Source organism: Ruegeria sp. BHSA123 (genome assembly GCF_059613425.1).
On sequence record NZ_JBXWSL010000009.1, the window covers coordinates 109,089 to 126,784 of the forward strand.

The following is a 17,696-nucleotide window of genomic DNA, read 5'->3' on the forward strand; positions in this document are numbered from 1 at the left end:
TGACAGGAGGATACGATGTTCAAGGCAACGATCGGTATGCTGGTTCTCGGGGTTTCGGCTGCTGCCGCACAAGCTGCCTGGGCGCAGGATGCCGCGACCGGAGAGGAACTCTATTTGCATTACTGCGCGACCTGTCACGGGATTGACGCAACCGGGCAGGGGCCGATGGCCAGCGTGCTGGTTGTTCAGCCGTCCGATCTGACCGCATTGTCCGGCGAAAGCGGGGTGTTCCCGACCGCCCGCGTTGTCGCCCGCATCGACGGTAGGGACCCGCTGGTCAGCCATGGCAGCCCGATGCCGGTCTATGGCCCTTATTTCGACGGGCAGGACACATCCATGAAAACACCGGAAGGTCAGCCGATCCTGACCAGCCAGCCGATCGTTGATCTGGTGGCATATCTGGAAACCGTGCAGCGCGCACGGAACTAACTGCAAATCCCTTCGATCCTGGCTTCGCTCCATGGGATCAGGACCGGGCGCTCGCGCCCTTGTTCCGGCAGGGGCGACAGATCAAAATGGGTGCCCAGCATGTCGTGCAGTCTTTTGGTACGCTTGGCCTGGGGGGCCAATGCGCGACAGCACACGTATTCCTCGACGATCGCGCCCTGCTGTTCGAACCCGTAGGTCAGAAAATCCGGAGAGGTTTCGAGGTCGAACAGATACGGATCCCTCCGGCCTCCATGTTCCGCCGCAGCGCGCAGGGGGTGGTAACCCGTGGTCCGGCGATTCTGCCATTGCCAGACATGCGTCAGCTCATGGGCCAAAAGCATCGCGGCCAGCAGGTTCATCTGATCCGGAAATTCCGACATATAGTCCTCCAGATACCAGTCGCGGGCAAAGTAGACTTTGTTGAACAGGGCCACGGCGGCAGGTTTGCCCGTCACCGGCCCGGGGTCCACCGGGGGCAGAATGCGCTCGCGGCAGGCCAGTCGCGGGCGTTCTTCGCGGAAATACGTCACGTTGGTAACCGGGGCACCTTCGACCAGACGGATGTGATCCAGTTCCAGGGTTTCCCCTTGAATGGTTTCCGCAAAATCGCGCTCCTGCTCAGTCAACTCACGACCGCAGGCGGCCAGCAACAAAAGTGAAGCAATGAATACACGCAGAACCATAAGTTGAATCTTATTCCGCTGCGGGTATTCCGCAAACCGTTTTCACAGACTCATGGCCAGAACCCGGCTGATTTCCGTAAGTGATCGCCCGGACTGACCCATCCATGTATTAAAGGCGTTCTGAACCGCCTCCATCGCTTTCTTCGAGGTGGCAGGCTTGTCGATCACACCTTCAGCAATCAGCCGGGCGGTGACATCCTGAGACAGAATGAAACTGTCCCGCCCGGCAAACCGCATTGCGTACTGCGCCGAAGCGCCGCCCAGTCGGGCCCCGCGTTTTGCCAGCATTGCCAGAAGGTTGACGTAGTCATCAGATGGCCAGCCGCCTAACACTTTACCCGCGCCGCCTTCCTCACGCAGTTCAAGCAAGAATGCAGCGTTATCCCGTACAGCCGCGATCTTGGTTCCATTCCTTACGATGCGCGTATCCTGCAAAAGGGTGTCAAACTTCTCATCATCCATGAACGCGCATCGCCCCACGTCGAACCCGTTAAAGGCTGATTCGAACCCGTCCCATTTGTTTTCGATGACTTTCCAGTTGAAGCCAGCCTGAAAGATGCATTTCGTGATGACCGACAGCCAGCGATCCTCGGGCATCGCTGCCAGTTCCGCAGGGGTTTTCGGTTTGCTCAGTTTTGCGCCCAGTGCTTCTGGACCGCCGTGGCGCGCGGCTGCGATTTCAAAGATTTCGTCAAACGTTCGCATCTGTCTAACCTTGATGTTGCCCGACTATAAATGTTTATCTTTTGTTCTTGTTTGGCAATGAAAAATCTGACCGTGTCCAGATTTGAGGCAGCCCAACGAATAACCGGATTCGCAGAAAAATGCGGATTTTCGAAAGAAGTTCTCGACAAAAGGTGGCAAAATGTTTTCTGATTGACTCGTCAGTCAACGTCCCGTCTTAGCGAAATGGAACAAGGGTAAGCCGGGTTGGATGCGTAAAGGGAGCCGGGAGGGGGGAACAATCTGGCAGAAAGATCTTTTCCACAATTTGGAAACGGATCACTGTTCTTTTCCAGCCAAATTTGTGCATGCTGCGGCATGGCATTGTCATCAGACAGAAAGACCGGCGGGAAAATCCTTGCCGGGATGGGCAAAACAAATATGACAGGGAGTTAAGTCCATGAAAAAACTAAGTGTAAGCCTAATGGCTCTGAGCGTTGCAGGCGCAGCGCAGGCGGCGGATATGGGTGCCGTGGATGAACCGATCAAATTGGCGATCAACGAATGGACCGGCCAGCATGTCACCACGCATGTGGCGGGAGAGATGCTCAAGGCTGCCGGGTACAACGTCGAATATGTGACCGCGGGCATGATGAACCAGTTCCAGGCGCTGGCCGATGGCGACATCGACGCGACACTGGAAATCTGGTCTTCCAACGTTTCCGATGAATACGCCAAGAAAATCGGTGAAGGCACTGTGGTTGAAATCGGTGATCTGGGTCTGGATGCCAAGGAAGGCATCGCATACCCGGCGCATGTGGCCGATCTGTGCCCGGGCCTGCCCGCATGGGAAGCGCTGAAAGATTGCGCTCAGGTCTTTGCGACGGCGGAAACTCTGCCCGGTGGTCGTCTGGTCGACTACCCGGCCGATTGGGGTACTCCGGGCGCCGATCGCATGACCGGTCTGGAATTGCCGTTCAAAGCCGTACCAGCAGGGTCCGAAGGGGCGCTGATCGCGGAATTGCGCGCCTCGACCGAACGCAAATCGCCGCTGCTGATCACTTTCTGGCAGCCGCATTGGGCGATGTCGGCCTATGACGTTCAGTTCGTCGAACTGCCCGCCGGTGAAGAGGCGTGCTTCAGTGATCCGGCCTGGGGCCCGAACCCGAATGCTGTCAATGACTGCGACTTCTCGCCCTCGCGCATCTTCAAGGCCGGCTGGAGCGGTATGGAGGAGAAATGGCCAGCAGCCTTTGAAATCCTGACCAACTATCAGCTGGCGGTTGAAGACCAGCAACCGATGATGGGCGCGATCGACGTTGACGGTGGAAAGGTCGAAGAAGTTGTCGCCGCATGGATGGCCGAAAACGAAGGCAAGTGGCGTCCGGTTGTTGACGCGGCAACCCAGTGAGCCCGCGTAAGTGACGGACACGACCATGCCAGCCATCGCCTGCCGGAATCTCTGGCAGGTGTTTGGCCCCGGCGCTGACAAAGCCCTGACCGACGCGCTGTCTCGGTCAGGGAATGACGCCGACAAGGCTGCCGCCGCCCTTCGGGAACAGGGGCTGATCCCCGCTGTTCAGGATGCCAATTTCGAGGTTCAGGAGGGCGAGCTTTTTGTCATCATGGGTCTGTCGGGCTCGGGCAAATCCACGCTGATCCGCTGCATCTCGCAGCTGCTGCCCGGTACGGGCGGCGAGATTCGGGTGGATGGCGAAAACGTCATCGGAGCCTCGAAGAAGGCCCTGACCGAGTTGCGCCGCAAAAAACTGGGCATGGTGTTCCAGCATTTCGGCCTGTTCCCGCATATGACCGTTTCTGAAAACGTGGCCTATCCGCTGCGCGTGCAGGGTGTGGGCAAGAAGGAACGGCTGGCGCGCGCGCAGGAGGTGATCTCCCTGGTCGGTCTGGAAGGGCGCGAAGACAGCTTTCCGCGCCAGCTTTCAGGTGGCCAGCGCCAGCGTGTGGGCATTGCCCGCAGCCTCGCCGTAAATCCCGATATCTGGTTTCTGGATGAACCGTTCTCGGCCCTCGACCCATTGATCCGCCGCCAGTTGCAGGATGAATTCCTTCGCATTCAGGCGACGCTGAAGAAATCTATCGTCTTTATCACCCATGACATTCAAGAGGCGCTGAAGCTGGCCGACCGCATTGCCATCATGCGCGACGGCAAGATTGTTCAGATCGGAACGCCCACTGATATCGTGTTGCGCCCGGTGGATGATTACGTGCGCGAATTCTCGAAGGATGTCGCCAAAGGTCAGCACGCCAAGGTCGCCTCGGTCATGCGGAGCGAGGCGGAATGTGGCCCGGATGATCCCGGCCTCACCACCTCGATGACGCTGGACGCAGCCCTTGCGCATTGCATGGAGCTGTATGAACCCGTGCCCGTGCGGGATGAGGCGGGCAATGTCGTTGGCACGGTGCATCCGTCCGATCTGGCCGCAGCTCTTCAGGTGGACGAGACATGACCGCCATAACCGACCTCCCGACACGGCGCAGTGCGCAGTTGACGGCAGGTGCGAAGGCCGCCCTGATAACTGTTATCGTCGGTGCAGTTTGCCTTGCGCTCGAGGGTATCGCCCCGTGGCTGGTCAAGTGGCCCGCCGCGTGGGAACTGCCTGCAACCCAATGGGTTGGCGCGTTTCTGGACTGGTTTCTGAACCTGATCAAACCGGCAATGCGGCTGTTTTCGGACCTGATGACCCACCCAATGAACTGGGCGAATTTCGTGCTGGGCAAAACGCCATGGCCCATTCTGATCGGGATCGTGACCGCGTTGGGCTGGTATCTGGGCGGCTTGTCCATGGCCGCACTTGGCTTTCTGGGCCTCAGCTTTGTTTTGGCCTCGGGCTATTGGGCCGAAAGCATGAATACGCTGGCGCTTGTCGCCGTGTCTGTCCCTGTGGCGCTGGTCATTGGGGGCGGCATCGGCATCCTCGCCAACGAAGTGCCAAAGGTGAAATCCTTTGTGCAGGCCGTGCTGGACATCATGCAGACGGTGCCAACCTTTGCCTATCTGACACCGCTGCTGCTGCTGTTTGGATTTGGTCCTGTTGTTGGTCTGATTGCTTCGGCCATCTATGCCGCACCGCCAATGGCGCGCAATGTCATGCTGGGATTGGAACGGGTAGAGCCCGAAATCAAAGAGGCGGCCATCATGTCTGGCGGCACTCGGTTCCAGCAGCTGTTCCAGGTCGAAATCCCTGCCGCCACCACTCAGATTATGGTCGGTGTGAACCAATGTCTGATGGCCGCATTGTCGATGGTTATCATCGCCGCCGTCATCGGTGGGTTCAACGATATCGGCTGGGAGGTTCTGCTGACCATGCGCAAGGCGCAGTTCGGCGAATCGCTGATGGCGGGTCTGGTTATCGTGGTCTTTGCCGTGGTGATCGACCGGATGAGCGGTACTTTGGCGACCGAGCGTAAACGCTATGACAGCCGCGTTGTCTGGGCGATGCTGGGTTTTGCTGTTGTCTTCACCGCCGCCTTCTGGGCGTGGTTGCCAAATCCTGCGGAATTGACCCTGCTGGACCCGATGGCCGAGGTCGTGGACAGCGGCCTGACCGCGTTCACGCAGGCCAACGGCCAGTGGCTGGACGCCCTCAAGAACAACTCATTGTTCTATGTACTGCTACCGCTTCGGATCGGGTTGGATCAGGCGGTGCTGCCCTTCACATGGGGTTTCCAGTGGACGTCGAGCATGAGCTATGGCCTGTTCGCGGCCGGTGCCGGAATTGCGCTTTTGATGGCGTGGCGCGGGCGGCTGACTGGCGGGCTGGTCGTTCTGATCTTGATCGGAATGCTGGAAACCGGCATCGCGAACCTGCCGTGGCCCTTTGTCCTGACCGGCGCTGCCGCGCTGGGCTGGGTCGCCGGGGGCTGGCGTCTGGCCGCGCTCTGCGTGGGGCTGCTCTGCACCATCCTCGTCTCGGGCCTGTGGGAAAGGGCGCTGCTGTCGCTCTATCTTAGTGGTGCAGCGGTGTTTACCTGCGCTTTGGCAGGGGGGCTGATCGGTCTTGCCAGCGCGGTATGGCAGCCTGTGTGGAACGTGGTTCGCCCGATCTGCGACATGTTGCAGACGATCCCCCTGTTCGTGTTCCTGATCCCGGTGCTGATGGTGTTCCAGATTGGTGAGTTCTCGGCCTTTCTGGCGATCTGTGCCTATGCGATTGTCCCGATGATCCGCTACACGCGGCACGGGCTGGTCAATACACCGGATGAGATGATGGAGGCCGCAATTTCAAGCGGTGCGACCGAGTGGCAGATCATGCGCGATGTGCGGGCGCCTTATGCGGCCCCGACCATCCTTCTGGGGCTGAACCAGACCATCCTTTACGCCTTCGCCATGCTGGTCATCGCGGCACTGATCGGGACCACCGGTCTGGGCCAGTCGATCTATCTGGCGCTGGGTCAGGCGGATGTAGGATTGGGCATATCTGCCGGGGCCGCGATGGCGATTCTGGCACTGATCGCAGACCGCATCGTGCAGGGCTTTGCCGAAGAACGCCGCGCGGCGCTTGGGCTGTAATACAGGGCAGGGACGGTGCGTCCGCCCCTGTGACCCAACTTGATTTCGGGCAAGGAAGTCGCTGTCCTCCCAATCTAGACCGACCCCAACACGTTTGGAGAATATCATGACCGGTTGGGGCCTTTTTCTTGCAGCACTCATCGTTTTCCTGCTCAGCCATGCAATTCCTGTACGGCCCACCGTGCGGGGCTGGCTGATCGGCACGCTCGGCCGCCGGGGGTATTTCGCGGCCTATTCACTTCTGTCTTTGGCCGTGCTGGCCTGGCTGATTGTTGCCGCTGCAAACGCCCCCTATGTCGAGGTCATTCCGCCGTTCGCAGTCTTGCGCTGGTTGCCGATACTGATCATGCCCGTGGTGTGCTGGCTGGCTGTGACCGGGCTTGCGATCCAGAACCCGTTTTCTTTCGGAGGGATGGGCAACAGGTCCTTTGACCCCGAACACCCCGGTATTCTGCGCACCACCCGCCACCCGATCCTTGCCGCGCTGCTGTTGTGGTCCTTGGCGCATCTTCTGACCAATGGAAGCCTGTCACATGTGATTCTGTTCGGCCTGTTTGCCGGATTTTCTGTTATGGGCATGGACCTGATCGACAGGCGTAAATCGCGTGAGATGGGCTTTGAATGGGTCCGGTTGTCCCGAAATACGTCGCGGTTCTCACTCCGCTCACCGCGACCCTGGCCACGCCCCTGGGTCTGGCTGACCGCACTGGCCGCTTATGCGGTTCTTCTTCACCTGCACGCACCTGTGATTGGTCTGTCGCCGCTTCCTTGACTGGGGGAGTGGTCGGGCAGCGCCTTGCGTGCTATTTGAAACGTCACAATCGAATTACAAGAGGTCCAAGATGCATCTGGCCTATGTCACCACCACCGACCGCGGCGCGACGGATCGCCTGCTCAGTGCTGTTGCTGAACGTCTGCTGGCGTCCGGCGCGAAACTGGCCGGTGTCGTGCAAACAAACACGGAATGCGCCGACAGCAGCAAATGCGATATGGACGTGCGCGTGCTGCCTAATGGCGAAACCATCCGTATCTCGCAATCACTGGGCACCCAGTCCCGCGGCTGCCGTCTGGACCCCGCAGCGCTGGAACAGGCGGTTGGGTATGTGACCGCCTCGCTTGCGAACGCGCCGGACCTGCTGATTATCAACAAATTCGGTAAACATGAGTCTGATGGGCGGGGGTTCCGCCCGGTGATCGGCGAAGCGCTGGCGCTGGAAATTCCGGTGCTGGTCGGCGTGAACGGGCTGAACGCCGAAAAGTTCAACGCCTTCGCCGAAGGCACGGCCGAGGAGTTGCCTGCGGACTTGGACGAAATCGTGCGTTGGTTCAACCGCATAGCTCAGATGCGCCCGGCTGCGGAATAGGTGGGCAATCGACCGGCGTGTTGATCTGAACGTCATGACATGCGGTGGCGAAGACCACGCGGAACCCTTCGTCCACGATCCAGTCGCGTTAGCCCCGGGTTAAGATCTGCAAAACTGATCAGGTCTGTCGCATCTGAGAATGGTGGCAGACCAAAAGCAATAACGCAGCTGCCAGATTACAGAGCAGTGCGGACTACACGTCCTGACCATCTTCGAAATACATTGGAAAGATGGTGGTGGCCTCAGTCTTGAGCGAACCGGTCTCTGCCCCGGATTTCCCTGTTTAGAGGGAATTTACAGGGAAAATCTGCGGTTTTGGCCTCGGAAACGCCAATTCTGGCGATTTCTGCTCTGATTTAATGCCGTTTAACAAGGGCTTACGCAGCAATTCCCTGTTTCCGCAGGAACAGGGAATTTAGTGTGCAGGAACAGGGAACGCGTTTTTGTGAACAGGGAAGGTGATCGCGCGGAACAGGGATCGCGCCAAAACCCGTGACAAATACGGCCGTTGCGTTCAACGGAAGCCCGGCATGCCCAACTCCTTGGGGCCACCGCCGTCTTCCTCGTTTTCTGGCAGTTCGGCCCAGAGCAGCGTGACTGCATGGCCTTTGTTTGCGACCCGCGTTTGCTCGTAGAGTTCAAGTTTCGACGTACCCATCCAGGGGTGGGGGTCCGCCTCGACAAACTGCGTGAAGCCGGGGCTCGCATTTGCGATCGCGCGATGCGCAGCTGACGTTTGCGGGATCCTGTCGCCTTTACCGAGGGCGACGAATGGGAAATCTGCGCTCTTTGCGAAATAGCGTACGGTTCCGTTGTACGACCAGACTGCCGCCAGTGCTTCGGCACGCCGCTCCACCATGCGTCGCACGCAGGCTTCGAGGCTCACTTCAATATGGTCCCTGAGACGTTGCGCGTCGCGCAGATCCGGGTCGCCTGAGTAAAATGGCTCCACTAGGTAATCCGGCGCCAGTAGTTCGATCGCAAACTGGTTGGCCTGCGTCTCCTGGCGTAAATGTCGTCGTCCGTCCCGCGTTTCCCGCATATCCTGAGCAGAGCAGGTGAAACCAATCGCCCCGGACAGCTCGTGCCGTTCCATCAGGAAATGTCCCAGCTCATGCGCGATCGTGAACCGGGCGCGCCGGCGCCCTTTTGCGGTGTTGGCGAGAATGCGGCCGGTGCTGCGGACTGTGTCGGTGAGCAGCATGCCTTCGAATCCGTCGAAGCGATCGAGCCGCACCTCTGCAATATCCAGTGCCTTTGCAATGTCGACAACCGGGACAGCGCCCTCCCGTTTGTCCAGCAGCTTGTGGACCGTCCGCGCAAGCAGGGCAGGGTGATGCATGTCGGCAAGTTCAATACGGTTCAGCTGCACGCAGTTCAGTCGGTGGCTGAGGATGTCTGTTGCATATTCTTGATCATCTGCTCGACGATCTGTCTGTCGCGATCAGTCAAAGTGTCCAGCCCGCGATGTATCCGTTCAATCTGAAGGTCGCCTTCGTTCGGTTCCGCCGCCTCGCCCGTCAGCACATCAATGCTGACACTGTAATGGGCCGCCAATTTGCGCACTAGTTCGAAAGAGGGGTTTTTGCTGCGACCCTTTTCCAGCTCCCAGACATGCGCTTTGGACACGCCGACTTTGTCGGCAACCTGTTGCAAAGACTCGCCGCTCTTCTGGCGCAGGCTGAACAGCTTCTCCCCGATGTTCATGAAAACCTCCTGTCTGATTTGCCGAACGGAAGGATGCGCCTGAAGTTGACGGATGTCAAATCGTAAGATATATCGAACGGCGAAGGCAGGTGGGGTGATTCCGCCCGTAAGCAGTACAGGAGCCAAGGATGGCCACGACAAGCATTGAACATATCGCGATCTGCGATCTCAAACCCTGGGCGCGCAACGCCCGGACACACTCAAAGAAACAGGTGCGTCAGATTGCGGACAGCATCGCGCAGTTCGGGTTTACGAACCCAGTGCTGATCGATGAAAGCGGCACTATTATTGCGGGGCACGGCCGGGTGGAGGCTGCGAATCTGTTGGGTATTCAAGACATACCCTGTTTGCGCTTTGATCATATGACCGAGGCGGAGAAACGGGCTTATGTGCTGGCGGACAACAAGCTGGCGCTGAACGCGGGCTGGGACGAGGACCTGCTGGCGGCGGAACTTGGGGCGCTGATGTCAGACGACCTCGAGTTTGACGTTGGGCTCACTGGCTTCTCAATTGCCGAAATCGATACCCTGATAGATGCCGTGGCTCCGGAAGACGAGGGCGATCCGGCAGATGAAGCGGTGCCGGACGAGGCGCCCGCCCGCGTACGCCCGGGCGACATCTGGCAGCTCGGCCGGCACCGGCTGATCTGCGGCGATGCGCTGGATGCACAGACCATCAGGTCTTTGATGGACGGCCGGACCGCCACGATGGTTTTTACGGACCCGCCGTACAATGTCCCGATCGACGGTCATGTTGGCAACTCCGGAAAGACGCAGCATCGTGAGTTTGCCATGGCATCAGGCGAGATGTCGGTATCGGAGTTCACGCGCTTTCTGCAGCGCGCATTCCGCAACCTTGTCGATCACAGCGTCGACGGGTCGATTCACTTCATCTGCATGGACTGGCGTCATATGGGTGAGATGCTGCAAGCGGGGCAGGGTGTCTATGACGATCTCAAGAACCTGGTTGTCTGGGCCAAGGATAATGGCGGCATGGGCACCTTCTACCGGTCTCGCCATGAATTGATCTTCGCGTTCAAAAAAGGGGACGCGCCGCATATCAACACCTTCGAGTTAGGCCAGCATGGGCGTTACCGGACCATTGTCTGGGAATATCGCGGGGTAAACACTATGCGGGCAGGGCGCATGGAGGAACTGGCGCTGCATCCGACGGTCAAGCCGGTGCAGATGATCTCAGACGCGATCCGGGATGTCTCGGGACGCGGCGACATTGTGCTGGATGTCTTTGGCGGGTCAGGTTCGACCTTGATCGCGGCAGATAAGACCGGCCGGCGCGCCTGTCTCTGCGAGTTTGACGAGATCTACTGCGATCGTATCATCGCCCGCTGGGAAGCCTTCGCCAAGGACGAGGCGGAGCAGATCCTTTGTGGATGGATGCCGCCAGTATCAGCCCAGACGATGGAGGCGGCGGAATGAGCGGTGACAGGAACAAGCGCGCGCTCGTGGCCCGTCCCGGCTACGACGTAGGCTATGGCAAGCCGCCTAAAGACACCCGGTTCAAAACGGGCCAGTCGGGCAATCCAAAGGGTCGGCCGAAGGGATCAAAGAATAAACGTCCGGGCATGCATGAGGAACGGATGAAGGACCTCATCCTAGATGAGGCTTACCGCGACATCACGATCCGGGAAGGGCACCGCAGCGTGACAATCCCCATGGCGCAAGCAGTCATGCGCTCTCTGGCTGTGAACGCGGCCAAAGGCCAGCACCGGTCGCAGCGGCTCTTCTCGGAGCTCCTGGCAGAGGTGGAAAGCTCCCGCAAGATCCTCCACGACCAGTGGCTCGACACCGCGATCACCTACAAGGTGGAGTGGGAAAAGGAACTGCGCCGCCGGGAACAGCTTGGCATCACCGACCTGCCGGACCCGCTGCCTCACCCCGACCATGTCAAGATCGATTTGATTGAGGGAACAGCCATCGTCGTGGGGCCCGCTACAAAGGAGGAAAAGGCCGAGTACGACTGGTTCGTCGAACGGCGTGAGATGTTCGCGGACGAGCTCCGGCATCTGAAAGCCATGCGGGCCGAAGCGGATGACGCAAGGCTGATCAATCAGATCGACGAGGACATCGGGCAACTCCGCCGCATCCTCCAGATCATCGATGCAAAGCTGCCGGACTAGATCTCAACTTCTCACCGGCCAGAGCGGCGCGCCCCGGTCGGCGAAAGACCGGTTTGCAGCGCAAAACGGTTATCTGACCGTTCTACTCAGATGACGGCAACGAGCCCATTTTGCTAGCTGGCGGCACACAAAGCAGTCGCTGCCTCTGTCGTATTGGTGCCCCTGTCCGCATCTGAGAATGTATTCGAACTGGAAACTGAAAGTGGACATCCACCTTTCGTTGAAGTTCACCCGCTCTTGGTTCGAGGCAACACCGCTTTGTGTCCGGACGGGTTCAGACTCCAACCTTGCCACGGGTTAAGTCGAATGACTTCGATGTGGTCATTTGTCCACTGGACATCAGTGCAAGGACTGGAGGCACAATCTGCCAATGTCTTCCATTGCCATAAAATCACTACGCTACAGTTGGCCCGGAACCACTGAACCGGTGCTGAATATCAACGTTTTCGACCTGGCCCCCGGCGAAAGCGTGTTCCTTTCCGGGCCGAGTGGCAGCGGCAAGTCGACGTTACTTGCCGCAATTGCCGGCGTGGCTGATATTCCGCGCGAAACGATCCGGGTCGCGGGACAGGACGTGGGCGCCTTGTCTGGTGGCAAGCGGGACAGGTTCCGCGTGGATCATCTCGGCATCATCTTTCAGGTCTTCAATCTGTTGCCCTGGCTCAGCCCAGTGGAAAATGTCCTTTTGCCCTGCCGGTTTTCCGAAGCAAGGCGGCAAAAGGCGGGCGCGGACCCGGTCAAAACCGCGGAACGGCTGCTTGCTGAACTGGGACTGCATGCCGGCGCACTTCTGCATGGGCCGGCGAGTGCGCTCAGCGTCGGACAACAGCAGCGCGTAGCTGCGGCCCGCGCGCTGATCGGATCACCCGAGGTCGTGCTTGCGGACGAACCCACCTCGGCGTTGGACGAGGACGCGAAGGAGGGTTTCATCCACCTGTTGCTCCGGGAGTGTACCCATGCGGGTGCAAGCCTTCTGTTTGTGAGCCACGACCGTACGCTGGCGCGTCATTTTGATCGCACCGAAGATCTTCGCGATTTGAATGGTGGTGACAATTGATGATGAAGTTGAGCCTGAAGAGCCTCCTGAACAGAAGGTTCGTCGCATTATTGACGGTCTTCAGCATCGCCTTGAGCGTCGCATTGATCCTTGGCGTGGAACGGCTGAGAACGGAGGCCCGGGAAGGTTTCGCCAATTCCGCCTCCGGCATAGACCTGATCGTCGCACCGCGCGGAAATGACGTGCAAATCCTGATGGCGACGGTCTTTGGTGTGGGCTCGACGGGGACCGGCATAGGATGGGAGAGCTTCGAAATGGTTGAAGCGCTTCCGCAGGTCAGCTGGGCTGTGCCCATCATGATGGGAGACAATCACCGGGGATACCCGGTCATCGGTACATCGGCTGCCTATTTCGAACGGTTTCGTCACAGTGGCGGTGAAACACTGGTTTTCGACATGGGCGATGCGTTCGAGGAGCCCGACGGTGCGGTTGTGGGGGCTGATGTTGCCGAAGCATTCGCCTATGCACCGGGAAGCCGGATCGTCAATGCACATGGTTCGGGCGAAGTCGCTTTCGATCTGCACGATGAGGCACCTTTCACGGTGACGGGTGTGCTCGCGCGGACCGGAACAGCAACGGATCGAATGGTATTCGTCTCGCTCGAAGGGTTCGACAGGCTTCACGCGACCGATGCTACTGAGGCAGCAGACCCCTTCGAAACTCCGGCGCCTGACGCTGCTGTCTCGAATGGAAACCGCCAGTCGGCGCACGTCAGGGACGCGCGCAACCAGGCGGACCACGACGCCGAACACGGCAGTTTTCAGGACGCGCACGAGCACGAGGACGATCACGAAGAACGTGAGAGCCCGGAGCACGCGCAGCATGAGGATCACGAGCACGACGCGCATACGCACGAGCCTGGAACGATCAATGCAATCTACGTCGGATTGACTGACAAGACGTCGGTTCTTTCGGTCCAGCGCCAACTTGCGGAGTATCGGGCGGAAGCACTGACGGCAGTGCTGCCCAACATCGCTTTGTTGCAGCTATGGTCCCTGACGGGCACCGCCGAAACGGCGCTACGGCTGATGGCGACTGCCGTTGCCGTCGCAGGAATGATTGGCATGGTGGTTATGCTCTCTGCCGCGCTCGATGTTCGTCGGCGCGAGTTTGCGATACTGCGCTCGGTCGGCGCCACTCCGCAAAAGATCTTCGGTCTCATCTTGCTGGAAGCCGGCATCTTGTTGGCGGCCGGCGCTATATTCGGATACCTGGCGCTCCTAACAATGAGCCATCTTGCCGATCCAATTCTTGCAGAACGCCTCGGGATCAGGGTCGGCTTCGTTCAGCCCACATATCGTGAGGCTCTTCTCATCATGCTGATTTTCTGCTCTGGTTTGCTTGCCAGCCTTATGCCGGCAATTCGTGTCTATCGCATGACTCTGGCGGACGGTTTGTCGATGCGTTTCTGATCAGGAGGACCCGAAGTGACACATGCTCTTTCCCGGATGGTTGCGGTCATCTCATTTGCATTTTTGCCGCAGCACGGAATTGCTTCGGATCCGATGTCGATCGGGTGGCAAGACCTGCTTCCCGAAGAACGGCCTTACCACGATCCTTTCCGCGACATGGACTATGAGCACATCAGGGCCCTTTCCAAACTTTACCGGTTGGAACATCTGCAACCCGAGCAGACCAATGCGGAGACCAAAGCAGAGGCCGCCAGTCTGAGGGAACAGCTGCTCGCCCAGGGTCTCGACCCGGAGTGGCTCTTCAAGCAGCGAGAGATCGTGATGAATCAGCGTCGACTTGCCGCAACAGAAGCCAATCCCGACGTTCTGGGAAAGACGATCCGAATGCCGGGGTACATGCTGCCATTGGAAATGGACCAGGAAAAAGCGGTCGAGTTTCTGCTCGTTCCGACCGTGGGTGCCTGCATCCACACGCCACCACCTCCGGCCAACCAGATGGTCTACGTGCGGTTTGACGAGGGCTTCAAGATGGACGGGCTATACAAGCCGGTCTGGATAAGCGGAGAAATCCGTGCGCAAAGTCGCACACAGTCGCTCAGTTACATTGATGGCGTTGCAGACATCGAGACAAGCTATGTTATGAATGCACTGTCGGTCGAACCCTATGAGCCGTGAAAAGCTAAACGTGCGTCGGGACCGTACCGAAAGGTGGACTTCTGCTACTTCAAGAACAGAGGGGTCAGTAGCGTGGAAATGAAGAGGATTTTCGCGGCAGCGGTCTTGGGTGGCTTTATGGTTGCGACATCTGCCAGTTCCTGCGGGTTTCACAACTACGCACCTCAGCCAACGTTCGTTGACAGGTTGCTGGGCAGCGACGACATCGTGCTCGCGCGGCCGAAATCCGAAAATCCATTCAGTTACGAGGCCGTTGAGGCGCTCGAAGGGACACTCGATTACGTGGAAATACCGCAACTCGTTGACAGTACTACGCGTCGTCGATGTGCTTTGGATCCTTCAGCAACGGTCCTCTTTGCGCGTGACGGTGCATACGGGCCCTGGCAGCGCATCGCTTTCGTGGACACCGCCTTCGAACCGATTCTGAGGACGGTGATGTCGCGGCTGAGCGCGTGGGAGTTGGGTGAGGACATTGATCGATTTGCCTACTTTGCGTCCATCCTCAATCATCCGGACCCGGTCATTCACGGGTTGGCGCTGCGGGAACTGGACATGGCGAGTTATGATCTGCTGCGCAGTTTGCAGATCGAGTTGGACGTCGTGCGGTTGTCCGAAAGGATTTAAGACATAAACGAAACGGACCTGAAGCCTATTCGCATATTGCTTCTTGGCCTGAGTGGCGATCTTGGCGTTGAACCCTGGGTCGAAAAAGGACTACACGACAGCGTGCAGTCTCAGGGGCAATATATAGTGGCCTATGCGACGGCCTTGGTGGAATTGCGCGGTGCAGAGGCCGTCGAACATATCGCTGCCAGTTACCTCACGGACCCTTCGCTTCCGCGCTACACGCGTGAATTGTTGGTTGAGGCGCTTGCTCTGCACGGGCAAAGGCAAGACTCTTCTCTTGGCGACTCTGTCTCGGAAGCGATTGAAAATGCAATCTGGGTCGATCCCGGGCTTTCCGGCGCAGTCGCTCGCCAGTTTGGGACAAGAGGTGTCTGGTCCCAGGCGGACATCCTTTCGATAGCACTCTCGGAGAATACTGTGGTCGCCGAAGACCGGGAAGACGTGGTTCAGTATGTCAGGTTCGCGGCAGAAGCACGGCCAGGCAATTAGACGGGCAACAAAAATGCAGAAGTCGAGCCGCGAGTTGGCCTGCAAAACCGTCTAAAGGTTCCAAATGTGGAAAACTGAATGAGTGTCCGGTTTGAAGAAGCTACACTGCGGCGTCTGTCAACGACCACAAATCCTGCTTCGGGACGGATGCCGCATTTTTATCCTATGAGCCAAAACGTCTGCGTTGTCCGGATACCGTTGAAAAAGTCGGGCGGTTGCTCTCGTTGGGAAGACGGTCGAACGTTCTGGGCGCGGAGGTTCACGTCGGCGTTGCCCTGAGCTTGGCGAGTTTGCGGAGGTTCTGGACCGTTGCGGCGAGGTGGAACTCGTCCTTTGCGCCGTTTGGACCTCTGAGACGGAGGCGGTCGAGACCAATGATGCGTTTTAGGTGCGCAAACAGCATTTCGACCTTCTTCCTTGCATAGCTTGACGCGACATAGGCGTCTGTCGTGGCAAGGTCGCGGGCGCGCTGTCGCGCATTCTCATGCCTCGATCGGGCGATCTTCCGGGTGGCCTGGTTGGGTGTGCACCGGGGCTTCAAAGCACAGGCAGCGCAATCCTGCTTCCGGGCGAAGTACTTCTTGAAGCCGTCCTTGCCGAACTCCGGCCGGCCCTTCGAGATGTTCCGCCAGTACGGCTTCAGCAGCCGACCGCCAGGGCATCGATAGACATCGGCATCGGGATCGTAGGTGAAGTCGCGAGCCGGGAACGCCCCGTCCTTGCGCTCGGATTTGTCGAAGACCGGGATGTGCGGTTCGATGGTTTGCTCTTCGACGAGCCAGCCGAGCATATCGGCGGTGCCGTAGGCCGTGTCCGCTGCCAGGACGCCCGGGTGCAGGTTGAAACGGTCCCGCGTTCTGACCAGCATGTTCCGCACGGCGCCGACCTCGGCCTGCCGGATCGGTGCGGAGGCCTGAACATCCACAATGACGGCGTGATCCAGATCGACCAGGTAATTGGTGCTGTAGGCAAAGAAGGGCCTGTCGCCATTGGCTCCCGTCAGCCGGGCGGCAGGATCGGCGGGCGAGATCGCCTTCGGCTTCACAGGCGTCGCAGCGCCGAAGGCCGCGTCATCGAGCGTATCGAGATACTCCCGTGTGGCCCCGCTGGCCACATCAGTCGCTGACCGTTCCGAGAAGTCGACCTTGGTGTAGCGGCTGGCGTCGGCCTTGATGAGCGAGGCATCCGCCCCGAAGCGCTCGCCTCCGACAAGTCCTTCGGCAATGCAGCGTGCCAGCACCTCCTCGAACAGATGCCGGAACAGGCCGCTCTCGCGGAACCGACCATGCCGGTTCTTCGAGAAGGTCGAATGGTCGGGGACGACGTCAGTCAGATCGAGGCGACAGAACCAGCGGTACGCAAGGTTCAGATGCACCTCCTCGCACAGCCGCCGCTCGGATCGGATGCCAAAGGCATAACCGACGATCAGCATTCGGATCATCAGCTCAGGATCAACCGACGGTCTCCCGGTGGAGCTGTAAGAGGGGGCGAGGTGCGGGCGGATGCTGGAAAGATCCACGAACCGATCAATACATCGCAACAGGTGGTTCGACGGCACAAAGTCCTCGATTGAGAAGTCATAGAACAAAGCGCCCTGCGCCACCTGCTTCGGCCCTAACATCGCCACCTCTCCCTTGCCTCAGGAGAAGTGAATCAGCAGTCGGCGAAGCTCTCAAGCCGAGTTTTTCAACGGCATCTCCGCATAGCGGAACTTCCGGTAGTTTTCCGGAATGGCCGCTTTCGGCATAAGCAGACTTTTAAGTCAAAAAATCAGGTCGACGTTTTTCGATGTCTGCTTTCACCGTATAGGACGAAGCCGCTCGCGCGGCATTGGAGCCTGTGGCAGGCGTTTTGCATTGATCTGACCCCTGTGCATTTGGGAATGGGCGCGGCTGTCTGACGATTGGGACCTCTCAATC

Annotated in this window: 18 protein-coding genes; 13 read left to right on the forward strand and 5 right to left on the reverse strand. The window is 58.9% G+C overall.

Features of this window, described 5'->3' with window-relative positions; genetic code table 11:
• The first annotated feature begins 15 nt into the window (after window positions 1–15).
• On the forward strand, window positions 16–429 hold the full coding sequence (locus AC2FNC_RS07480; RefSeq protein ID WP_480475867.1) for a c-type cytochrome: 414 nt from the start codon (window positions 16–18) through the stop codon (window positions 427–429).
• Here the strand turns inward: AC2FNC_RS07480 and AC2FNC_RS07485 are convergent.
• Together AC2FNC_RS07485 and AC2FNC_RS07490 are read right to left on the reverse strand one after the other, a co-directional pair.
• Complete coding sequence (locus tag AC2FNC_RS07485) at window positions 426–1,112, reverse strand: hypothetical protein (RefSeq protein ID WP_480554060.1); 687 nt, start codon at window positions 1,110–1,112, stop codon at window positions 426–428. The genes AC2FNC_RS07480 and AC2FNC_RS07485 overlap by 4 nt on opposite strands.
• Before the next feature lie 42 nt (window positions 1,113–1,154).
• Window positions 1,155–1,817 (reverse strand): DNA-3-methyladenine glycosylase I, encoded by a 663-nt coding sequence (locus tag AC2FNC_RS07490; RefSeq protein WP_480622233.1) that lies wholly within the window; start codon window positions 1,815–1,817, stop codon window positions 1,155–1,157.
• 418 nt (window positions 1,818–2,235) lie between these two features.
• Between AC2FNC_RS07490 and AC2FNC_RS07495 the strand changes: the two genes are divergently transcribed.
• From AC2FNC_RS07495 to AC2FNC_RS07515, 5 genes are all read left to right on the forward strand, one after another.
• Window positions 2,236–3,186, forward strand: coding sequence for an ABC transporter substrate-binding protein (locus AC2FNC_RS07495; protein WP_209504562.1), 951 nt, complete (start codon window positions 2,236–2,238; stop codon window positions 3,184–3,186).
• Between the two features lie 10 nt (window positions 3,187–3,196).
• On the forward strand, window positions 3,197–4,246 hold the full coding sequence (locus AC2FNC_RS07500) for a quaternary amine ABC transporter ATP-binding protein (protein ID WP_480475875.1): 1,050 nt from the start codon (window positions 3,197–3,199) through the stop codon (window positions 4,244–4,246).
• Window positions 4,243–6,309 carry an ABC transporter permease gene (locus tag AC2FNC_RS07505; RefSeq protein ID WP_480554062.1) on the forward strand — a complete coding sequence of 689 codons (2,067 nt, stop codon included), beginning with the start codon at window positions 4,243–4,245 and terminating at the stop codon, window positions 6,307–6,309. Before AC2FNC_RS07500 ends, AC2FNC_RS07505 begins: the two co-directional genes overlap by 4 nt.
• A gap of 106 nt (window positions 6,310–6,415) precedes the next feature.
• A complete protein-coding gene (locus AC2FNC_RS07510) occupies window positions 6,416–7,081 on the forward strand; it encodes an NnrU family protein (protein WP_480554063.1) in 666 nt (221 codons plus the stop codon).
• 70 nt (window positions 7,082–7,151) lie between these two features.
• Window positions 7,152–7,673 (forward strand): DUF2478 domain-containing protein, encoded by a 522-nt coding sequence (locus AC2FNC_RS07515; protein WP_496714903.1) that lies wholly within the window; start codon window positions 7,152–7,154, stop codon window positions 7,671–7,673.
• 514 nt (window positions 7,674–8,187) lie between these two features.
• On the opposite strand, the gene AC2FNC_RS07520 is transcribed toward AC2FNC_RS07515, so the two are convergent.
• On the reverse strand, window positions 8,188–9,045 hold the full coding sequence (locus AC2FNC_RS07520; protein ID WP_496714904.1) for an ImmA/IrrE family metallo-endopeptidase: 858 nt from the start codon (window positions 9,043–9,045) through the stop codon (window positions 8,188–8,190).
• Window positions 9,046–9,050: 5 nt separating this feature from the next.
• Window positions 9,051–9,380 carry a helix-turn-helix domain-containing protein gene (locus AC2FNC_RS07525; RefSeq protein ID WP_496714905.1) on the reverse strand — a complete coding sequence of 110 codons (330 nt, stop codon included), beginning with the start codon at window positions 9,378–9,380 and terminating at the stop codon, window positions 9,051–9,053.
• 128 nt (window positions 9,381–9,508) lie between these two features.
• Here AC2FNC_RS07525 and AC2FNC_RS07530 point away from each other — a divergent pair, with 128 nt between their 5' ends.
• From AC2FNC_RS07530 to AC2FNC_RS07560, 7 genes are all read left to right on the forward strand, one after another.
• Window positions 9,509–10,816, forward strand: a complete 1,308-nt coding sequence (locus AC2FNC_RS07530) for a site-specific DNA-methyltransferase (protein WP_496714907.1) — start codon at window positions 9,509–9,511, stop codon at window positions 10,814–10,816.
• Window positions 10,813–11,517: a DUF5681 domain-containing protein gene (locus AC2FNC_RS07535; protein ID WP_496714908.1), complete on the forward strand. Its 705-nt coding sequence runs from the start codon at window positions 10,813–10,815 to the stop codon at window positions 11,515–11,517. Before AC2FNC_RS07530 ends, AC2FNC_RS07535 begins: the two co-directional genes overlap by 4 nt.
• A gap of 370 nt (window positions 11,518–11,887) precedes the next feature.
• Window positions 11,888–12,574: an ABC transporter ATP-binding protein gene (locus AC2FNC_RS07540; protein ID WP_496714909.1), complete on the forward strand. Its 687-nt coding sequence runs from the start codon at window positions 11,888–11,890 to the stop codon at window positions 12,572–12,574.
• Complete coding sequence (locus AC2FNC_RS07545; RefSeq protein ID WP_496714910.1) at window positions 12,574–13,986, forward strand: ABC transporter permease; 1,413 nt, start codon at window positions 12,574–12,576, stop codon at window positions 13,984–13,986. Before AC2FNC_RS07540 ends, AC2FNC_RS07545 begins: the two co-directional genes overlap by 1 nt.
• Window positions 13,987–14,001: 15 nt before the next feature.
• Window positions 14,002–14,661, forward strand: coding sequence for a DUF3299 domain-containing protein (locus AC2FNC_RS07550; RefSeq protein WP_496714912.1), 660 nt, complete (start codon window positions 14,002–14,004; stop codon window positions 14,659–14,661).
• A gap of 78 nt (window positions 14,662–14,739) precedes the next feature.
• Window positions 14,740–15,285, forward strand: a complete 546-nt coding sequence (locus AC2FNC_RS07555) for a hypothetical protein (RefSeq protein ID WP_496714913.1) — start codon at window positions 14,740–14,742, stop codon at window positions 15,283–15,285.
• A gap of 36 nt (window positions 15,286–15,321) precedes the next feature.
• On the forward strand, window positions 15,322–15,777 hold the full coding sequence (locus AC2FNC_RS07560; RefSeq protein WP_496714914.1) for a hypothetical protein: 456 nt from the start codon (window positions 15,322–15,324) through the stop codon (window positions 15,775–15,777).
• A 259-nt stretch (window positions 15,778–16,036) separates the two neighbouring features.
• On the opposite strand, the gene AC2FNC_RS07565 is transcribed toward AC2FNC_RS07560, so the two are convergent.
• A complete protein-coding gene (locus tag AC2FNC_RS07565) occupies window positions 16,037–17,398 on the reverse strand; it encodes a transposase (RefSeq protein WP_496714915.1) in 1,362 nt (453 codons plus the stop codon).
• Window positions 17,399–17,696 lie beyond the last annotated feature (298 nt).

Coding starts and splice junctions, on each gene's coding strand:
- AC2FNC_RS07490 (WP_480622233.1), bottom strand. CDS start 1,817: ATGCGAACGTTTGACGAAATCTTTGAAATCGCAGCCGCGCGCCACGGC.
- AC2FNC_RS07545 (WP_496714910.1), top strand. CDS start 12,574: ATGATGAAGTTGAGCCTGAAGAGCCTCCTGAACAGAAGGTTCGTCGCA.
- AC2FNC_RS07515 (WP_496714903.1), top strand. CDS start 7,152: ATGCATCTGGCCTATGTCACCACCACCGACCGCGGCGCGACGGATCGC.
- AC2FNC_RS07540 (WP_496714909.1), top strand. CDS start 11,888: ATGTCTTCCATTGCCATAAAATCACTACGCTACAGTTGGCCCGGAACC.
- AC2FNC_RS07530 (WP_496714907.1), top strand. CDS start 9,509: ATGGCCACGACAAGCATTGAACATATCGCGATCTGCGATCTCAAACCC.
- AC2FNC_RS07485 (WP_480554060.1), bottom strand. CDS start 1,112: ATGGTTCTGCGTGTATTCATTGCTTCACTTTTGTTGCTGGCCGCCTGC.
- AC2FNC_RS07555 (WP_496714913.1), top strand. CDS start 14,740: ATGAAGAGGATTTTCGCGGCAGCGGTCTTGGGTGGCTTTATGGTTGCG.
- AC2FNC_RS07505 (WP_480554062.1), top strand. CDS start 4,243: ATGACCGCCATAACCGACCTCCCGACACGGCGCAGTGCGCAGTTGACG.
- AC2FNC_RS07480 (WP_480475867.1), top strand. CDS start 16: ATGTTCAAGGCAACGATCGGTATGCTGGTTCTCGGGGTTTCGGCTGCT.
- AC2FNC_RS07495 (WP_209504562.1), top strand. CDS start 2,236: ATGAAAAAACTAAGTGTAAGCCTAATGGCTCTGAGCGTTGCAGGCGCA.
- AC2FNC_RS07525 (WP_496714905.1), bottom strand. CDS start 9,380: ATGAACATCGGGGAGAAGCTGTTCAGCCTGCGCCAGAAGAGCGGCGAG.
- AC2FNC_RS07535 (WP_496714908.1), top strand. CDS start 10,813: ATGAGCGGTGACAGGAACAAGCGCGCGCTCGTGGCCCGTCCCGGCTAC.
- AC2FNC_RS07510 (WP_480554063.1), top strand. CDS start 6,416: ATGACCGGTTGGGGCCTTTTTCTTGCAGCACTCATCGTTTTCCTGCTC.
- AC2FNC_RS07565 (WP_496714915.1), bottom strand. CDS start 17,398: ATGTTAGGGCCGAAGCAGGTGGCGCAGGGCGCTTTGTTCTATGACTTC.